The sequence below is a fragment of the Methylobacterium tardum genome (assembly GCF_023546765.1).
Taxonomy (GTDB): Bacteria; Pseudomonadota; Alphaproteobacteria; order Rhizobiales; family Beijerinckiaceae; genus Methylobacterium; species Methylobacterium tardum.
Genome location: NZ_CP097484.1, coordinates 2,544,640 through 2,560,806, shown reverse-complemented (window position 1 = coordinate 2,560,806; position 16,167 = coordinate 2,544,640). Strand labels below are relative to the sequence as shown.

At 67.0% G+C, this 16,167-nt stretch carries 16 protein-coding genes and 2 pseudogenes; 2 read left to right on the top strand and 16 right to left on the bottom strand.

Translation table 11 applies throughout. The features are described from left to right. The first annotated feature begins 158 nt into the window (after positions 1–158). Positions 159–2,953 (top strand): annotated as a pseudogene (cckA, locus tag M6G65_RS12130) (cell cycle histidine kinase CckA). A 197-nt stretch (positions 2,954–3,150) separates the two neighbouring features. Here cckA and recA read toward each other — a convergent pair. The 16 genes and pseudogenes from recA to rpsL all read right to left on the bottom strand — a co-directional run bounded on the left by recA (position 3,151) and on the right by rpsL (position 14,544). Further along, on the bottom strand, positions 3,151–4,212 hold the full coding sequence (gene recA / locus M6G65_RS12125; protein WP_430929571.1) for a recombinase RecA: 1,062 nt from the start codon (positions 4,210–4,212) through the stop codon (positions 3,151–3,153). A 729-nt stretch (positions 4,213–4,941) separates the two neighbouring features. Continuing rightward, the gene (gene rpsQ / locus M6G65_RS12120; RefSeq protein ID WP_238195603.1) at positions 4,942–5,208 is read right to left on the bottom strand and encodes a 30S ribosomal protein S17; all 267 of its coding nucleotides are present in this window, start codon (positions 5,206–5,208) and stop codon (positions 4,942–4,944) included. A 21-nt stretch (positions 5,209–5,229) separates the two neighbouring features. Continuing rightward, complete coding sequence (gene rpmC / locus M6G65_RS12115) at positions 5,230–5,445, bottom strand: 50S ribosomal protein L29 (RefSeq protein ID WP_158169164.1); 216 nt, start codon at positions 5,443–5,445, stop codon at positions 5,230–5,232. A gap of 12 nt (positions 5,446–5,457) precedes the next feature. Continuing rightward, complete coding sequence (gene rplP / locus M6G65_RS12110; RefSeq protein WP_250103976.1) at positions 5,458–5,871, bottom strand: 50S ribosomal protein L16; 414 nt, start codon at positions 5,869–5,871, stop codon at positions 5,458–5,460. Between the two features lie 11 nt (positions 5,872–5,882). Then, a complete protein-coding gene (gene rpsC / locus M6G65_RS12105; RefSeq protein ID WP_012319192.1) occupies positions 5,883–6,629 on the bottom strand; it encodes a 30S ribosomal protein S3 in 747 nt (248 codons plus the stop codon). Positions 6,630–6,639: 10 nt separating this feature from the next. Continuing rightward, on the bottom strand, positions 6,640–7,026 hold the full coding sequence (rplV, locus tag M6G65_RS12100; protein ID WP_250103975.1) for a 50S ribosomal protein L22: 387 nt from the start codon (positions 7,024–7,026) through the stop codon (positions 6,640–6,642). 1 nt (position 7,027) lies between these two features. Beyond that, the gene (rpsS, locus tag M6G65_RS12095) at positions 7,028–7,306 is read right to left on the bottom strand and encodes a 30S ribosomal protein S19 (RefSeq protein ID WP_192708807.1); all 279 of its coding nucleotides are present in this window, start codon (positions 7,304–7,306) and stop codon (positions 7,028–7,030) included. A gap of 5 nt (positions 7,307–7,311) precedes the next feature. Then, on the bottom strand, positions 7,312–8,148 hold the full coding sequence (gene rplB / locus M6G65_RS12090; RefSeq protein WP_250103974.1) for a 50S ribosomal protein L2: 837 nt from the start codon (positions 8,146–8,148) through the stop codon (positions 7,312–7,314). Positions 8,149–8,173: 25 nt separating this feature from the next. Then, positions 8,174–8,470, bottom strand: coding sequence for a 50S ribosomal protein L23 (locus tag M6G65_RS12085; protein WP_020094257.1), 297 nt, complete (start codon positions 8,468–8,470; stop codon positions 8,174–8,176). Beyond that, positions 8,467–9,087 carry a 50S ribosomal protein L4 gene (gene rplD / locus M6G65_RS12080; RefSeq protein WP_160536267.1) on the bottom strand — a complete coding sequence of 207 codons (621 nt, stop codon included), beginning with the start codon at positions 9,085–9,087 and terminating at the stop codon, positions 8,467–8,469. Before rplD ends, M6G65_RS12085 begins: the two co-directional genes overlap by 4 nt. Then, entirely contained in the window at positions 9,087–9,812 is a 726-nt protein-coding gene (rplC, locus tag M6G65_RS12075) for a 50S ribosomal protein L3 (RefSeq protein WP_043351246.1), read from the bottom strand. Before rplC ends, rplD begins: the two co-directional genes overlap by 1 nt. A gap of 51 nt (positions 9,813–9,863) precedes the next feature. After that, a complete protein-coding gene (rpsJ, locus tag M6G65_RS12070) occupies positions 9,864–10,172 on the bottom strand; it encodes a 30S ribosomal protein S10 (protein WP_043351245.1) in 309 nt (102 codons plus the stop codon). An 81-nt stretch (positions 10,173–10,253) separates the two neighbouring features. Then, positions 10,254–11,443, bottom strand: a pseudogene (gene tuf, locus M6G65_RS12065) (elongation factor Tu). A 42-nt stretch (positions 11,444–11,485) separates the two neighbouring features. After that, positions 11,486–13,561, bottom strand: coding sequence for an elongation factor G (gene fusA / locus M6G65_RS12060; protein WP_250103973.1), 2,076 nt, complete (start codon positions 13,559–13,561; stop codon positions 11,486–11,488). Positions 13,562–13,591: 30 nt separating this feature from the next. Continuing rightward, positions 13,592–14,062 (bottom strand): 30S ribosomal protein S7, encoded by a 471-nt coding sequence (gene rpsG, locus M6G65_RS12055; RefSeq protein ID WP_250103972.1) that lies wholly within the window; start codon positions 14,060–14,062, stop codon positions 13,592–13,594. A gap of 110 nt (positions 14,063–14,172) precedes the next feature. Next, positions 14,173–14,544 (bottom strand): 30S ribosomal protein S12, encoded by a 372-nt coding sequence (gene rpsL, locus M6G65_RS12050; RefSeq protein WP_007557568.1) that lies wholly within the window; start codon positions 14,542–14,544, stop codon positions 14,173–14,175. A gap of 816 nt (positions 14,545–15,360) precedes the next feature. Between rpsL and M6G65_RS12045 the strand changes: the two genes are divergently transcribed. Beyond that, the gene (locus M6G65_RS12045; protein WP_250103971.1) at positions 15,361–16,164 is read left to right on the top strand and encodes an ABC transporter substrate-binding protein; all 804 of its coding nucleotides are present in this window, start codon (positions 15,361–15,363) and stop codon (positions 16,162–16,164) included. Positions 16,165–16,167: the final 3 nt, after the last annotated feature.

The window sequence follows — 16,167 nt, the reverse complement described above, 5'->3', positions numbered from 1 at the left end:
CGCAGCGGCGGCCGGACGATCGGCCGGGAAAGCCACGCTTCGTCCACCTTTTTTCGCGAGGCTGTGCCGAGGCTTGGCGCGACGTCAGTGGTGCCGCGCTGCCCTTGCCCTGATATGGCCGGCAGGCCTAACCGGGGGATCGTTCTGGAATGAAGCCGATGGCCGACGTCACTGGACCTCCGGCGCCCGCCGGGGGCCCGCAGAATTCTGGACTGCCGATCTCCGGCGCCCAGGGTCCGGTCCCGCAGGGGACGGGGTCGATCGACCGCTCGGAGCAGCCGGGCCGGGTCGGGTTGCTGCTGGTCCTGGCGGGCCTGCTGGTCGGGGCTGCCATCGGCCTGTCGTTCGTGGCGAACGAGCAGGCCCAGTCGCTGATCGTGTGGCTGCTGGCGCTGCTGGCCATGGCCGGCGTGTTCTTCCTGTTCGCCCTGGCGATCGGCGCGCTCCAGCTCAGCGGCAGCGCCGCCCGGGACGACATCACCAAGGGCATCGCCGACGCCTCGCCGGACGGCGCGCTGGTCGCCGAGGATAGCGGCCGGCTGATATACGCCAACGAAGCCTACCTGCGAATCGCCGGCGGCGAGACCTTCTCGAACCTCGTCCCGGTGGAGCGCATCCTGGTCGGCTCGCCGGAGGTCTCCGAAGCGGTCTACCGCCTGTCGCAGGCCTCGCGCGACGCCCGCGCCCATACCGAGGAAGTGCGGATGTCGCCGCCGCTCGGCCCGATCGCCGGCGAGCGCAGCTTCGGCTGGTACCGGGTCTCGGTCCGTCCGCTCCTGCGCCCGCGCCGGGCCGCCGCGCTCTGGACGGTCGCCGACATCACCGCCGAGCGCGAGCGCCAGGAGAACGTCTTCCAGGAACTCCAGCACGCGATCGACTATCTCGACCATGCCCCGGCAGGCTTCCTGTCGATCGATCCGGCCGGCGCCATCGTCTACATGAACGCGACGCTTGCCGCCTGGCTCGGCTACGACCGGCGAGCGTCGGCCCCGGGGGCCCGCACCTCACCGAGATCGCCCCCGAAGCGGACGTCCTGGTGCGCACCGCCGGGCTGCCGGGCGAGGTGCGCACCGACCGGTTCGACCTCGACCTGCGCCGCCGCAACGGCCACACCCTGCCGGTGCGGCTCTATCATCGCGTCGCCTTCGGGAAGGACGGCAAGCCGGGCTCCTCGCGCACCTTCGTGATCAACCGCTCCGCCGGCGCCGAGACCGACGAGCCGCAGCGCGCCGCCGAGGTGCGCCTCGCCCGCTTCCTCAACAACTCGCCCATCGCCATTGCGACCCTCGACCGGACCGGCCGGATCGCCCGGGCCAATGCCTCCTTCACCCGGCTGTTCGGCACGGTGCCGCGCCAGGTCGAGGACGGCGCGATCGGCGTCGAGGGCGCGACGCGGGCCGAGCCCAACGTCGCGGATTCGGTCGCCGACCGCACCGCCCTGGAGGCCGGCCTCGCCCGCGCGACAAGCGGCCTGACCGATCCCGAGCCCATCGAGGTCCAGCTGAACGGCCCGGGCGGCCGCTCGGCGCGGGTGTGGCTCAGCCCGGCCGACGGCGGCGACCCGGTTCAGCAGACCGACGAGGCCGAGCGCGTCATCCTCTACGCCCTTGATACCACGGCGCAGCGGCAGCTGGAGCAGCAGGTCGCGCAGGCGCAGAAGATGAACGCCGTGGGCCAGCTCGCGGGCGGGATCGCGCACGACTTCAACAACGTGCTGCAGGCGATCATCGGCTACTCGGACCTGCTGCTGGCCAGCCACCGGCCGACCGACCCGGCCTTCCAGGACATCATGCAGATCAAGCAGAACGCCAACCGGGCGGCGGGCCTCGTCCGCCAGCTCCTGGCGTTCTCACGGCGGCAGACGCTGCGTCCGGAGGTGATGAATGTTGGGGAGGCGCTCTCCGAGCTGACCCTGCTGCTGAAGCGCCTGCTCGGCGAGCGCGTCGCCCTGGAGTTGAAGCACGGCCGCGAGGTCTGGCCGGTGAAGGCCGACGTCAACCAGTTCGAGCAGGTGATCGTCAACCTCGCGGTCAATGCCCGCGACGCCATGCCGGACGGCGGCAAGCTGATGATCCGGACCGAGAACGTGACCGATCCGGGCCCTGCGGCGGTGGCGGACGGGCGCGGCGGCGCGCCGGCAGGCGATCATATCCTCATCGAGGTTCGCGACACCGGGCAGGGCATCCCGCCCGAGCTGATGGAGAAGATCTTCGAACCGTTCTTTACCACCAAGGAGATCGGCAAGGGCACGGGGCTCGGCCTCTCGACGGTGTTCGGTATCGTCAAGCAGTCCGGCGGCACCATCGACGTGCAATCGACCGTCGGGGAGGGGACCGCCTTCCGCATCTACCTGCCGCGGCACGTCCCCGTCGCCGAGCACGAGGAGGCGCCGCTCGTAACCGCCACACCGGCCCTGCCGCGGACCGAAGCGGCCGCTCTGCCGTCGCCGTCCGGGCAGGATCGGGCCGGCGGCGCAGCGCCCCCCGCGGGCGAGTCGGCCGCGCGCGCCGAGGCCAAATCCGAGGCCAAGCCCCAAGCGAAGATCGACGCACCGGCGCCGCGCAAGCCGGCGGCCGACCATACGGGGCAGGGGACCATCCTGCTCGTGGAGGACGAGGATCCGGTCCGGGCGGTCAACAGCCGGGCGCTCTCGGCGCGCGGCTACACGGTGCTGGAGGCCGCTTCGGGCCTCGAGGCCCTGGCGATCGTGCGCGAGGGGGCTCAAGAGATCGACCTCGTCGTCTCCGACGTCGTCATGCCCGAGATGGACGGCCCGACCCTGCTGCGGGAGGTGCGCAAGCATCAGCCCGACCTGAAGGTGATCTTCGTCTCCGGCTACGCCGAGGATGCGTTCCGCAAGAACCTGCCGGAGGGTGAGACCTTCAACTTCCTCCCCAAGCCCTTCAGCCTGAAGCAACTCGTCGAGACGGTGAAGAAGACGATGGCGGATTGAGGCGGCGGCAGTTTGCCGGCGACCTGCCCGGCACGAGGGGTTCGGCGGCGTGCTGCGGACGCCTGCGACGGCCGCATTGAGCAGGTCGGACTGTGGGGCAGCTCCGGAACGGCAGACGGCCCCGGAGAAGCTCCGGGGCCGCCAAATGTCTCGCGTCGATGAACCAGCCGCGCCCGTTCTGGCCGCGGTGGGGAGGCTTACGCCTCGCCCTCGCCGAGGTCGTCCGCTGTGGGCGTGGCGTTCTCCAGGATCTTCTCGGCGACCAAGCCTGAATTCTGGCGGATCGAGGCCTCGATCTTGGACGCGATCTCCGGGTTGTCGCGCAGGAACCCCTTCGAGTTCTCGCGGCCCTGACCGAGGCGCTGGCTGTTGTACGAGAACCAGGCGCCCGACTTCTCGACGATCCCGGCCTTGACGCCGAGGTCGATCAGCTCGCCGACCTTCGACACGCCCTCGCCGAACATGATGTCGAACTCGACCTGCTTGAACGGCGGCGCGACCTTGTTCTTCACCACCTTCACGCGGACCTGATTGCCGATCGCCTCGTCGCGGTCCTTCAGGGTCGAGATCCGGCGGATGTCGAGGCGCACCGAGGCGTAGAACTTCAGGGCGTTACCGCCCGTGGTGGTCTCGGGGCTGCCGTACATCACGCCGATCTTCATCCGGATCTGGTTGATGAAGATGACCATGCAGTTCGAGCGCGAGATCGAGCCGGTGAGCTTGCGCAGGGCACGGCTCATCAGGCGTGCCTGGAGGCCGGGCTGGCTCTCGCCCATCTCGCCCTCGATCTCGGCCCGCGGGGTCAGCGCGGCGACCGAATCGACCACCAGCACGTCGATGGCGCCGGAGCGCACCAGCGTGTCGGTGATCTCCAGGGCCTGCTCGCCCGTGTCGGGCTGCGAGATCAGCAGGTCGCCGAGGTTCACGCCGAGCTTGCGGGCGTAGACCGGATCGAGCGCGTGCTCGGCATCCACGAAGGCGCAGACGCCGCCCTTCTTCTGGGCTTCGGCGATCGTATGAAGCGCCAGCGTCGTCTTGCCGGACGATTCAGGACCGTAGATCTCGATGACGCGGCCGCGGGGCAGGCCGCCGACGCCGAGGGCGATGTCGAGCCCGAGCGAACCGGTGGAGACGGTCTCGACCTCCTGCACCTTGTCGTTCTTGCCGAGCCGCATGATCGAGCCCTTGCCGAAGGCACGCTCGATCTGGGCCAGGGCGGCGTCAATGGCCTTGGACTTGTCCTTGTCCACCGGGGGCATGTCGACCACTTTCAATGCGGGCTGGGCCATCTGGCGGGCTCCTTATGAAGGGGTTGGGCGCCGTTCACAACGCGCTTCAACACCCGCCTTATGTACCTGTTTTGTTCTCATCCGGCAAGTGCGAGGGAACGGTTTGGGGCGGATCGCTCCAGAGTTGAGACAGCCCGGCGTTCCCTTGGCCAACCGGCCGCGCCGCAAGCCTAGCCGCTGACGGCGCCCGGTACGGTTGCCAGTTGAAGGCTTCGGTCAGCGGGTCCCGCGTCATCAAGAGCGCAGCGCAGGAACCCAGGGCAGCGCGCGCCACGTCAACGTGGCGCTATCCCGGCGGCCGTCCCAGCCACCAGCTCATCCTGAGGTGCCGGAGCGAAGCGGAGGCTTCGAAGGAGCCCTCCAGGGATCGCAGGGCTGGCTGGAGCCCTCCTTCGAGGCCCGCAGCGCGGTCATCTCAGAATGAGGAAGATGGGATGGATGCCCGAACAACGTGCCGACACGTGCTATCGCGTGTAGCGATCGGCACCTTCCTGGATCCCGGAACGGTCCCTGGCTTCGCCACCACCACCGGTGCAGACGGAGCGATCCGAAAGCCCCGCGCCGTGCGAGGCAGACATCGAACCATCCTGGCGGCGAAAACGCGAAAGCCCCGCGTTGCCGCGAGGCTCCCAGCGATCAGACAGGACCCAACGTCGGCCCGGGATGCGCCAGGATCCTTAGACCCCGACCGCCGCCCAATCAGGCAGCCTCGCCGGCCTCGGCCTGCACCGTCGCGTCGCCCTCGACCAGCTTCCAGGTCTTGGTCTTCGAGAACGGGCGGCACTCCTCGATGAACACCGTCTGGCCGACCTTGGCGACATTCGCCTCGTCGTGCGCGTGGTAGTTCTTCGAGCGACGCACGGTCTTCTTCATCACCGGGTGGGTGAAGCGACGCTCCACTTTCACCACGATGGTCTTCTCACCCTTGTCGCTGACGACGGTGCCCTGCAGGATGCGCTTCGGCATGGTTGTCTCCTAAAACCCGCCTCAGCCCTTGGCCTGCTGCAGCGTCTTGGCACGCTGCAGAGTCCGGACACGGGCGATGTCGCGGCGGACCTCACGGACGCGGGCGACGTTCTCGAGCTGGCCGGTGGCCCCCTGAAAGCGCAGGTTGAACTGCTCCTTCTTGAGGTTGATCAACTCGTCATTCAGCTGATCCGGCGACAGGGCCTTGAGATCAGACACTCGTTGGGTCGACTTCACGATATCCTCCGTTCAGTCGGCGATGCGCTGGACGACCCGCGTGCGGATCGGGAGCTTCGCGGCGCCGAGGCGGAGCGCCTCCTTGGCGATGTTCTCGGCAACGCCGTCGACCTCGAACATGATCCGGCCGGGATGGACCCGGGCCGCCCAATAATCCGGGGCGCCCTTACCGGAGCCCATGCGGACCTCGGTCGGCTTCGGCGAGACCGGCACGTCCGGGAACACCCGGATCCAGACGCGGCCTTGGCGCTTCATCTCGCGGGTGATCGCGCGGCGGGCCGCCTCGATCTGGCGGGCGGTGACGCGCTCGGGCTCCACCGCCTTCAGACCGAACTGGCCGAAGTTCAGCTCGAAGCCGCCCTTGGCCGCACCGTGGATGCGGCCCTTGAACTGCTTGCGGAAGCGGGTCTTTTTCGGTTGCAGCATGGCTTCCTACCTTACGCGTGCTCGCGCTCGCGGCGTCCGCGCTCGCGGCCGCCCTCGCCATCGCGCTCACGGCGTCCGCCGGAGCGGCCGCCCTCTTCCTGGGCCTTCTTGTCCTGGGCCATCGGGTCGTGCTCAAGGATCTCGCCCTTGAACACCCACACCTTGATGCCGCAGGTGCCGTAGGTCGTGAACGCCGTAGCGGTGCCGTAATCGACGTCGGCGCGCAGCGTGTGCAGCGGGACGCGACCCTCGCGGTACCATTCCTGGCGGGCGATCTCGGCGCCGCCGAGACGGCCCGAGCAGTTGATCCGGATGCCCTCGGCGCCCAGACGCATGGCCGACTGGACGGCCCGCTTCATGGCGCGCCGGAAGGCGACGCGGCGCTCGAGCTGCTGGGCGATCGAGTCGGCCACCAGTGTGGCGTCGATCTCGGGCTTGCGCACCTCGACGATGTTGATGGTCACGTCGGCCTTGGTCATGGTGCCGACGAGCTTGCGCAGCTTCTCGATATCCGCGCCCTTCTTGCCGATCACCACGCCCGGACGACCCGAGTGGATGGTGACGCGGCACTTCCGGTGCGGGCGCTCGATGACGATCTTGGAGACCGCCGCCTGCTTGAGCTGCTTCATGAGGGCGGCGCGGATCGCGACGTCCTCGTGCATGAGCTTCGCGTAGTCGCCCTTGTTGGCGAACCAGCGGGAATCCCAGGTCCGGTTGATGCCGAGCCGGAGACCGATCGGGTTGACTTTCTGGCCCATCAGTTCCTCCTCAAGCCGCTTCGGCACGGCGGACTTCACGAACCACGATGGTGAGGTTCGAGAAGGGCTTCAGGATACGCGCGCCGCGGCCGCGGGCGCGGGCGTGGAAGCGCTTGAGAACCAGCGCCTTGCCCACGAAGGCCTGGGAGACGACGAGGTCGTCGACATCCAGATCGTGGTTGTTCTCGGCGTTGGCAATGGCGCTCTCGAGGCACTTCTTGACCTCGGTCGAGATCCGCTTGCGCGAGAACTGGAGCTCGGCCAGCGCCGTGTCGACCTTCTTGCCGCGGATCATCTGCGCCACGAGGTTGAGCTTCTGCGGGCTGACGCGCAGCATGCGCGCGACGGCCTTCGCCTCGTTCTCGGGGAGCGCGCGGGGGGTGGCTTGCTTGCCCATCTCAGCGCCTCTTCGCCTTCTTGTCGGCCGCGTGGCCCGGGAAGGTGCGGGTCGGCGAGAACTCGCCGAACTTGTGACCGACCATCTCCTCGGACACGTAGACCGGGATGTGCTTCTGCCCGTTGTGCACACCGAAGGTGAGCCCGACGAACTGCGGGAGGATCGTGGAGCGGCGGCTCCAGATCTTGATGACCTCGGAGCGCGAGGATCCCCGCGCCGCCTCGGCCTTCTTGAAGAGGTAGCCGTCGACGAACGGCCCCTTCCAGAGAGAGCGTGCCATAGCGATTACTTCTTGCGGTTGTGGCGGCTGGACAGGATGAACACGTCGGTCCGCTTGTTGGACCGGGTCTTCTTCCCCTTGGTGGGCACACCCCAGGGCGTGACCGGGTTGCGGCCGCCCGAGGTGCGACCCTCGCCGCCGCCGTGCGGATGGTCGACCGGGTTCATCGCCACGCCGCGGTTGTGCGGGCGCTTGCCGAGCCAACGGTTGCGCCCGGCCTTGCCGAGCGAGATGTTCATGTGGTCCGGGTTGGAAACCGCGCCGACGCTGGCGAAGCACTGACCATGGACCAGGCGCTGCTCGCCCGAGTTCAGGCGGAGCGTCACGTAGCCCTGGTCGCGGCCGACGATCTGCGCGTAGTTGCCGGCCGAGCGGGCGATCGCGCCGCCCTTGCCGATCTTCAGCTCGACGTTGTGGACGATCGTGCCCACCGGCATCGAGCCGACCGGAGCGGCGTTGCCCGGCTTGATGTCGACGCTCTCGCCGGCCACCACCTTGTCGCCCGGCTGCAGGCGCTGGGGGGCCAGGATGTAGCTCTGCTTCCCGTCGGGGAAGTTGATCAGCGCGATGAACGCAGTGCGGTTCGGATCGTACTCGATCCGCTCCACCGTGGCGGCCACGCCGAGCTGCTCGCGACGCTTGAAGTCGACGTTGCGCAGCACGCGCTTGTGGCCGCCGCCCCGGAAGCGGACGGTGATGCGGCCGAGGTTGTTCCGGCCGCCGGAGGACGACTTGCCCTCCGTCAGCGCCTTCACCGGCTTGCCCTTGTAGAGCTCACGGCGGTCGGCGAGCACGAGCTGGCGCAGGCTCGGCGTGACCGGTTTGAATGTCTTCAAGGCCATCGGCTTGGATCCCTAAATCCCGTCCTCAGAGCCCGGTCGTGACGTCGATCGAGTGGCCCTCGGCCAGGGTCACGATCGCCTTCTTCACGTCGGAGCGCTGTCCGCGGAGGCCGCGGAAAATCTTCTTCTTTCCCTTGGTGACAAGGGTGTTCACGGCCGTGACCTTCACGTCGAACAGCTTCTCAACCGCCTCCTTGATCTGAGGCTTGGTCGCCTTGGGGGCGACGCGGAAGACGACCTTGTTCTGCTCGGTCAGGTTCGTCGCCTTCTCGGTGATCACCGGGGAGACGACGATGTCGTAGTGGCGCGGATCGGCACTCATTTGAAACGCTCCTCCAGCGCGTCGACGGCAGCCTTCGTCAGGACGAGCGTGTCGCGGCGCAGGATGTCGTAGACGTTGATGCCCTGCACGGGCAGCACGTCGATCTGCGGGATGGCGCGGGCGGCCCGGCCGAAATTCACGTCGACCTCGGCACCGCCGATGATCAGCGCGTTCGAGAGGCCCATCTTGCCGAAGCGCTCGACGAGACCCTTGGTCTTGTGATCCTCGATCTTGATGTCGTCGACGACGATCAGGGTCGAGGCCTTGGCCTTGGCCGACAGGGCGTGACGCAGGGCCAGCGCACGGACCTTCTTGGGCAGGTCGTGGCTGTGGTCGCGCACGACCGGACCGAAGGCCCGGCCACCGCCTCGGAACTGCGGCGCCGAGGCCGCGCCGTGGCGGGCGTTACCGGTGCCCTTCTGCTTGTAGGCCTTCTTGCGGGTCCGGTTCACGTCCGAGCGGTTCTGCACGGCATGGGTGCCGGCGCGACGCTTGGCGAGCTGCCAGCGAACCATGCGCTGCAGCAGATCGGCGCGGGGCTCCAGGCCGAAGATCTCTTCGTTCAGCTCGACCGAGCCGGCACCGGCGCCGTCGAGGGTTTTGACATCGAGCTTCATCACGCGGTCTCCTCAGCCGCAGCGGCCTCAGGAGCCGGGGCGGACGCGCCGTTCTCACGGAACTTGCCCGGCAGCGGAACGTCGGCGGGGAGCTTGCGCTTCACCGCGTCGCGGATCTGGATCCAGCCGCCGGCGACGCCCGGCACCGCACCCTCGACCAGGATCAGGCCGCGCTCGGGATCGGTGCGCACGACGCGCAGGTTCTGGGTAGTGACCCGCTCGACGCCGAGGTGACCCGGCATCTTCTTGTTCTTGAAGGTCTTGCCCGGGTCCTGACGGCCGCCGGTCGAACCGATCGAACGGTGCGAGATCGACACGCCGTGGGTGGCGCGCAGGCCGCCGAAGTTCCAGCGCTTGATACCACCGGCGAAGCCCTTACCGGTCGTGGTGCCGGTGACATCCACGAACTGGCCGGGGATGAAGTGGTCCGCGGTGATCTCGGCGCCGACCGGGATCAGCGCGTCCTCGGACACGCGGAACTCGGCGAGCTTCTTCTTCGGCTCGACCTTTGCGACCGCAAATCGGCCGCGCTCGGCCGCCGAGACGTTCTTGACCTTGGCCTTGCCGACGCCGACCTGCAGCGCGACGTAGCCGTTCTTCTCGACGGTGCGGTGGGCAACCACCTGGCACTGATCGATCTTGAGCACGGTGACGGGGACATGCTCCCCCGCGTCCGTAAAGACGCGGGTCATGCCGACCTTCTGTGCGATGACGCCTGAGCGCATAGGTTCTCTCCCTCGCGCGATGAAACGGGAAGCTCTAAGTCCTCAACGGACTCAGAGCTTGATCTCCACGTCCACGCCAGCGGCGAGGTCGAGCTTCATCAGCGCGTCCACGGTCTGCGGCGTCGGATCGACGATATCGAGCACGCGCTTGTGCGTGCGCATCTCGAACTGCTCGCGCGACTTCTTGTCGATGTGCGGCGAGCGGTTCACGGTGAACTTCTCGATATGCGTCGGGAGCGGGATCGGACCCCGGATGGTCGCGCCGGTGCGACGAGCCGTGGAGACAATCTCCTTGGTCGACGCATCGAGGATGCGGTGATCGAACGCCTTCAGGCGAATACGGATGTTCTGACCGTTCATGATCCTGGAACCTTGAGAGGGACGGCGGGGTGTGCGGGGCCTGTACCCCGCCGCGCCCTGCTAAGGATGCTTCTCTTGAGCTCAGTCGTTGATGGCGGCGACGACGCCGGCACCGACGGTGCGGCCGCCCTCGCGGATGGCGAAGCGCAGCTTCTCCTCCATGGCCACCGGCACGATCAGCACCACGTCCATGGTCACGTTGTCGCCCGGCATCACCATCTCGGTGCCCTCGGGCAGCGTCACGATCCCGGTCACGTCCGTCGTGCGGAAGTAGAACTGCGGCCGGTAGTTCGTGAAGAACGGCGTGTGACGGCCGCCCTCTTCCTTGGTCAGGATGTACGCCTCGGCCTTGAACTTGGCGTGCGGCTTCACCGAACCCGGCTTGCACACGACCGGCCGCGCTCCACGTCCTCGCGCTTCGTGCCGCGCAGCAGCACGCCGACGTTGTCGCCCGCCTGACCCTGGTCGAGCAGCTTGCGGAACATCTCCACGCCCGTGACCGTCGTGGTCTGCGTGTCGCGGATGCCGACGATCTCCACCGTCTCGCCGACCTTCACGATCCCGCGCTCGACGCGGCCCGTCACCACCGTGCCGCGGCCCGAGATCGAGAACACGTCCTCGATCGGCATCAGGAACGGCAGGTCGATCGGACGCTCCGGCTGCGGGATGTAGCTGTCCACCGTCGCCATCAGCGCCAGAACCGCGTCCCGGCCGATCTTCGGCTCCTTGTCCTCCAGCGCCATCAGCGCCGAGCCCTTGGTGATCGGGATGTCGTCACCGGGGAAGTCGTACTTCGACAGGAGCTCGCGCACCTCCAGCTCGACCAGCTCCAGGAGCTCCTCGTCGTCGACCATGTCGACCTTGTTGAGGAACACCACCAGCGCCGGAACGCCGACCTGACGCGCCAGCAGGATGTGCTCGCGGGTCTGCGGCATCGGGCCGTCAGCCGCCGACACCACCAGGATCGCGCCGTCCATCTGCGCCGCGCCCGTGATCATGTTCTTCACGTAGTCGGCGTGGCCGGGGCAGTCCACGTGCGCGTAGTGCCGGTTCTGCGTCTCGTACTCCACGTGCGCCGTCGAGATCGTGATCCCGCGCGCCTTCTCCTCCGGTGCCTTGTCGATCTGGTCGTAGGCCGTGAACGTCGCGCCGCCCGACTCCGCCAGAACCTTCGTGATCGCCGCCGTCAGCGACGTCTTGCCGTGGTCAACGTGGCCAATCGTGCCAATGTTGCAGTGCGGCTTGGTGCGGGAGAACTTTTCCTTGCCCATCAGAGCCTCTAATTCGAATTCGCGTTGTGGAAGAAGAGATACTTAGGCGTACTTGGCGATGACCTTATCGGCCTCGCCGCGCGGCACCTCTTCGTAGTGGTCGAACTGCATCGTGAAGTTGGCGCGGCCCTGCGAGAAGGAGCGCAGCTGGTTCACGTAGCCGAACATGTTGGCCAGCGGCACCATCGCGTTGATGACGTTGGCGTTGCCGCGCATGTCCTGGCCCTGGATCTGGCCACGGCGGGAATTCAGGTCGCCGATGACCGAGCCGGTGTACTCTTCCGGCGAGACGACCTCGACCTTCATCACCGGCTCGAGCAGAACCGAGCCGCCCTTCTGCAGCGCCTCACGGAAGGCGGCGCGGGAGGCGATCTCGAAGGCCAGCGCCGACGAGTCGACATCATGGTATGCGCCGTCGACCAGCTCCACCTTCACGTCGACCACCGGGAAGCCGGCGAGCACGCCCGCGCCGAGGACCGAGTTCAGGCCCTTCTCGACGCCCGGGATGTACTCCTTCGGCACCGCACCACCGACGATCTTCGACTCGAACGAGAAGCCGGCACCCGGCTCGTTCGGCTCAACGACGAACTTCACGCGAGCGAACTGGCCGGTACCGCCGGTCTGCTTCTTGTGCGTGTAGTCGATCTCCTGACGGCGGGTCAGCTTCTCGCGGTACGCCACCTGCGGCTGGCCGATATTGGCGTCGACCTTGTAGGTGCGGCGCAGGATGTCGACCTTGATGTCCAGGTGGAGCTCGCCCATCCCCTTGAGGATGGTCTGGCCCGATTCCTGGTCGGTGGAGACGCGGAAGGACGGGTCCTCGGCGGCGAGCTTCGAGAGCGCAATGCCGAGCTTCTCCTGATCGGCCTTCGACTTCGGCTCGACGGCGATCTCGATCACCGGCTCGGGGAACTCCATCTTCTCGAGGATGACGGCCTTCTGCGAGTCGCAGAGGGTGTCGCCCGTGCGGGTGTCCTTGAGGCCGGCCAGCGCGACGATGTCGCCGGCATAGGCTTCCTTGATGTCCTCGCGGTTGTTGGCGTGCATCAGGAGCATGCGGCCGACGCGCTCCTTCTTGTCGCGCGAGGAGTTGAGCACGTTCGCGCCCGACTCGACCTTGCCCGAGTACACGCGGCAGAAGGTGATAGTGCCGACGTGGGGATCGTCCATGATCTTGAAGGCGAGCATGGAGAAGGGATCCGAATCCGACGGGTGCCGGACGGTCTCTTCCTCGGTCTTGAAGTCGATGCCCTTGATCTCGCCGCGATCGGCCGGGGAGGGCAGGTAGTCCACGACGGCGTCGAGGAGCGGCTGCACGCCCTTGTTCTTGAAGGCCGAGCCGCAGAGCACCGGGTGGAAGGCGCGCAGCTGCACGGCCTTGCGCACCAGGAGGCGCATCTGGGCCTCGTCCGGCTCGGTGCCGTCGAGGTAGGCGGACATGGCGTCGTCGCCGAGCTCGACGCAGGCCTCGACCAGCTTGGTGCGGTACTCGACCGCCTGATCCTTCAGCTCAGCCGGGATCTCGACCTCGTCGAAATTGGCGCCGAGCGCCTCGCCCGACCAGACAATCGCCTTCATCTTGATGAGGTCGATGACGCCCTGGAAGTTGGACTCGGCCCCGATCGGCAGCTGCAGGCACACGGGCTTGCCGGCGACGCGGTCGATGATGTCGGCCACGCACTTGAAGAAGTCGGCGCCGATCTTGTCCATCTTGTTGACGAAGACGACGCGCGGCACGTCGTACTTGTCGGCCTGGCGCCACACGGTCTCGGTCTGCGGCTCGACGCCCTGGTTGCCGTCGAGCACGCACACGGCGCCGTCGAGCACGCGGAGGGAGCGCTCCACCTCGATGGTGAAGTCGACGTGGCCGGGGGTGTCGATGATGTTCAGGCGCTTGTCGCGCCAGAAGCAGGTGGTGGCAGCCGAGGTGATCGTGATGCCACGCTCCTGCTCCTGCTCCATCCAGTCCATGGTGGCGGCGCCCTCATGGACCTCGCCGATCTTGTGGGACTTTCCGGTGTAGTAGAGGATCCGCTCGGTCGTCGTGGTCTTGCCGGCATCGATGTGGGCCATGATGCCGAAGTTGCGGTAGTCCTCGATCGCGTGCGTGCGGGGCATCGAATTGCTCCTGAGAGACGGCGGAACCGCTTACCAGCGGTAGTGCGAGAAGGCGCGGTTGGCTTCCGCCATCCGGTGCGTGTCTTCCCGCTTCTTGACGGCGTTGCCGCGGTTGTTGGCGGCGTCGAGCAGCTCTGCGGAGAGGCGCTCAATCATGGTGCGGTCGTTGCGCGAGCGAGCCGCCTGGATCAGCCAGCGGATGGCCAGCGCCTGGCGACGCTCGGTGCGGACCTCGACCGGGACCTGGTAGGTCGCGCCGCCGACGCGGCGAGAGCGGACCTCGATCATCGGGGCGACGTTGTCGAGGGCAGCGCGGAACACCTCGATCGGGTTGGCGCGGGCGCGGTTCTCGGCGATGTCGAAGGCGCCGTAGACGATCCGCTCGGCGGTGGACTTCTTGCCCTCGTACATGATCGAATTCATGAACTTCGTCAGCACCACATCCCCGTACTTCGGATCGGGGATGATCTCGCGCTTCTCGGCTGAGTGACGACGGGACATTGGGTTCTGCTCTCGAACAATATGGTCTTAAGCGCCCCGCGCAGGCCGCCTGAGCCCTGAGGCCGGCGGCATCCTTACGAGGCCGTGGAAATATCCGACCGAAGCGAAACTTACTTCGGACGCTTGGCGCCGTACTTCGACCGGCGCTGCTTGCGGTTCTTCACGCCCTGCGTGTCGAGCACGCCGCGCAGGATGTGGTAGCGCACGCCCGGAAGGTCCTTCACGCGGCCGCCGCGGATCATGACCACGGAGTGCTCCTGAAGGTTGTGGCCCTCACCCGGGATGTAGCCGATCACCTCGAAGCCGTTGGTCAGACGGACCTTGGCCACCTTACGAAGCGCCGAGTTCGGCTTCTTCGGGGTCGTCGTATAAACGCGGGTGCAGACGCCGCGCTTCTGCGGGCAAGCGTCGAGCGCCGGAACCTTGTTGCGGCTCCGCTGGATCTTCCGCGGCTGGGCGATCAGCTGGTTGATCGTCGGCATCCTGTGCCCTCTTCCTCGGTCACCTAGTCCGGACCGCGAAGAGCAGTCCGCAAAGCGAATATGCGCCGGAGGGCCAGTCACGGACCCTCGGCGCGGTGTGGGCAGAGGAGCACGTTCGACAACGAACGCGCTCGTACCTACGGATCTGACTTAGAGCGTCAGGCGATTTGAACCCTCGGAGCGCGCGGGGCGATGGCGGCGGCGTCCGGGGGTATGCCCAAGGGCCGTCGGCAGCCGATGGCCGTCCGAAGTGTCGCGCTTCTAGACGCGGTTGCCCCGCAGGTCAATGCGTTCGCGGCAGAAAACTGCGCCGCGCCGGAGGTTAAGGATCGGTCAAGGCGCGGTTCCACGCGGGCGGGATCCCAGGGGCTCCGGGCGGCGCCGGCACGCCTGACGAGACGGCGTGTGTCGAACAGGGCTTCTCGGGGCGGTTCGACGCGCGGCGCTCCCAGCGGTGACCATCGGTCGCGGGGATCATCGTCCGGGACTCGGAGGTCACGGGATCGTCGAAATGGGGCCCGTGATCGCCGGAAAAGATTTGCTCAGTGCCGCGCAGATTTTCTGCAGCAACATGCTCGCCCTGCCCGCAAGAAGGGAATTCTTGCCTGTTGCTTCGGCATGGGCACCCAGATGATGATACAGATGATCGGCAATGCTCCATGCAACCTGAATGCTCCAAGCCTCAGATCAGCACGCGCGCTAAGAGATCTGCCGATCGATGACTATATAAAGTACTTTGATTTCATCATCTCTGACCGCGGTGAACTTGGTGGCCGCGGATGCAGTCGGCTGTGGATCGCTCTGATGGAGATACCTGTGCGTCGCCTCTTCGCCTTTGCCCTTGCAACGCTTCTGTCGGTGGGCGCCGCTCAGGCCGACCGGCTGGACGACATCAGACAGGCCGGAATCCTCCGGGTCGCCGCCTTCGACAGCAATCCGCCCTTCGGGTTCGCCGATCCCGCGACCAAGCAGATCGCCGGGCTCGACGTCGACTACGCGCGCGCGCTCGCGGACAAGCTGGGCGTGAAGCTCGAGGTCAGGCCGACGAATCCGGCGAATCGCATCCCGCTGCTGACCTCCGGCAAGGTTGATCTGGTGCTGGCAAACTTCACCATCACGGAGGAGCGGGCCAAGCAGCTCGACTTCAGCATTCCGTACTTCGCGTCCGGGCAGCAGTTCCTGGCCAAGAAAGGGACGCTGTCCTCGCCCGAGCAGCTGAATGGCCTGCGCATCGGCGCCGACAAGGGAACCACTAATGAGATCGTGCTACGCCGAGACTTCCCGAAGGCCACCGTCGTCGCCTTCGACGACACGCCGTTCGCATTTACGGCCCTGCGCAACGGCAACGTCCAAGCCATCACGCAGGATGGACCGAAGCTCATCGGCCTGTTGGCGAAGGTGCCGGATCGCGGAAACTACGAGATCCCCGCCTTCACGATCTCCAACGACTATATCGGCGTCGGCATCCCCAAAGGTGAGACCCGGCTGCGGGAGTTCGTGAACGAGACCCTGCGTGGCCTGGAGACGAGTGGCAAGGCGGCGGCAATCTATGACCGGTGGTTCGGGCCGAACACCGAGCAGCCGCTGCCGCGCCTGTTCCGGATCGGAGACCACAGCTGATCG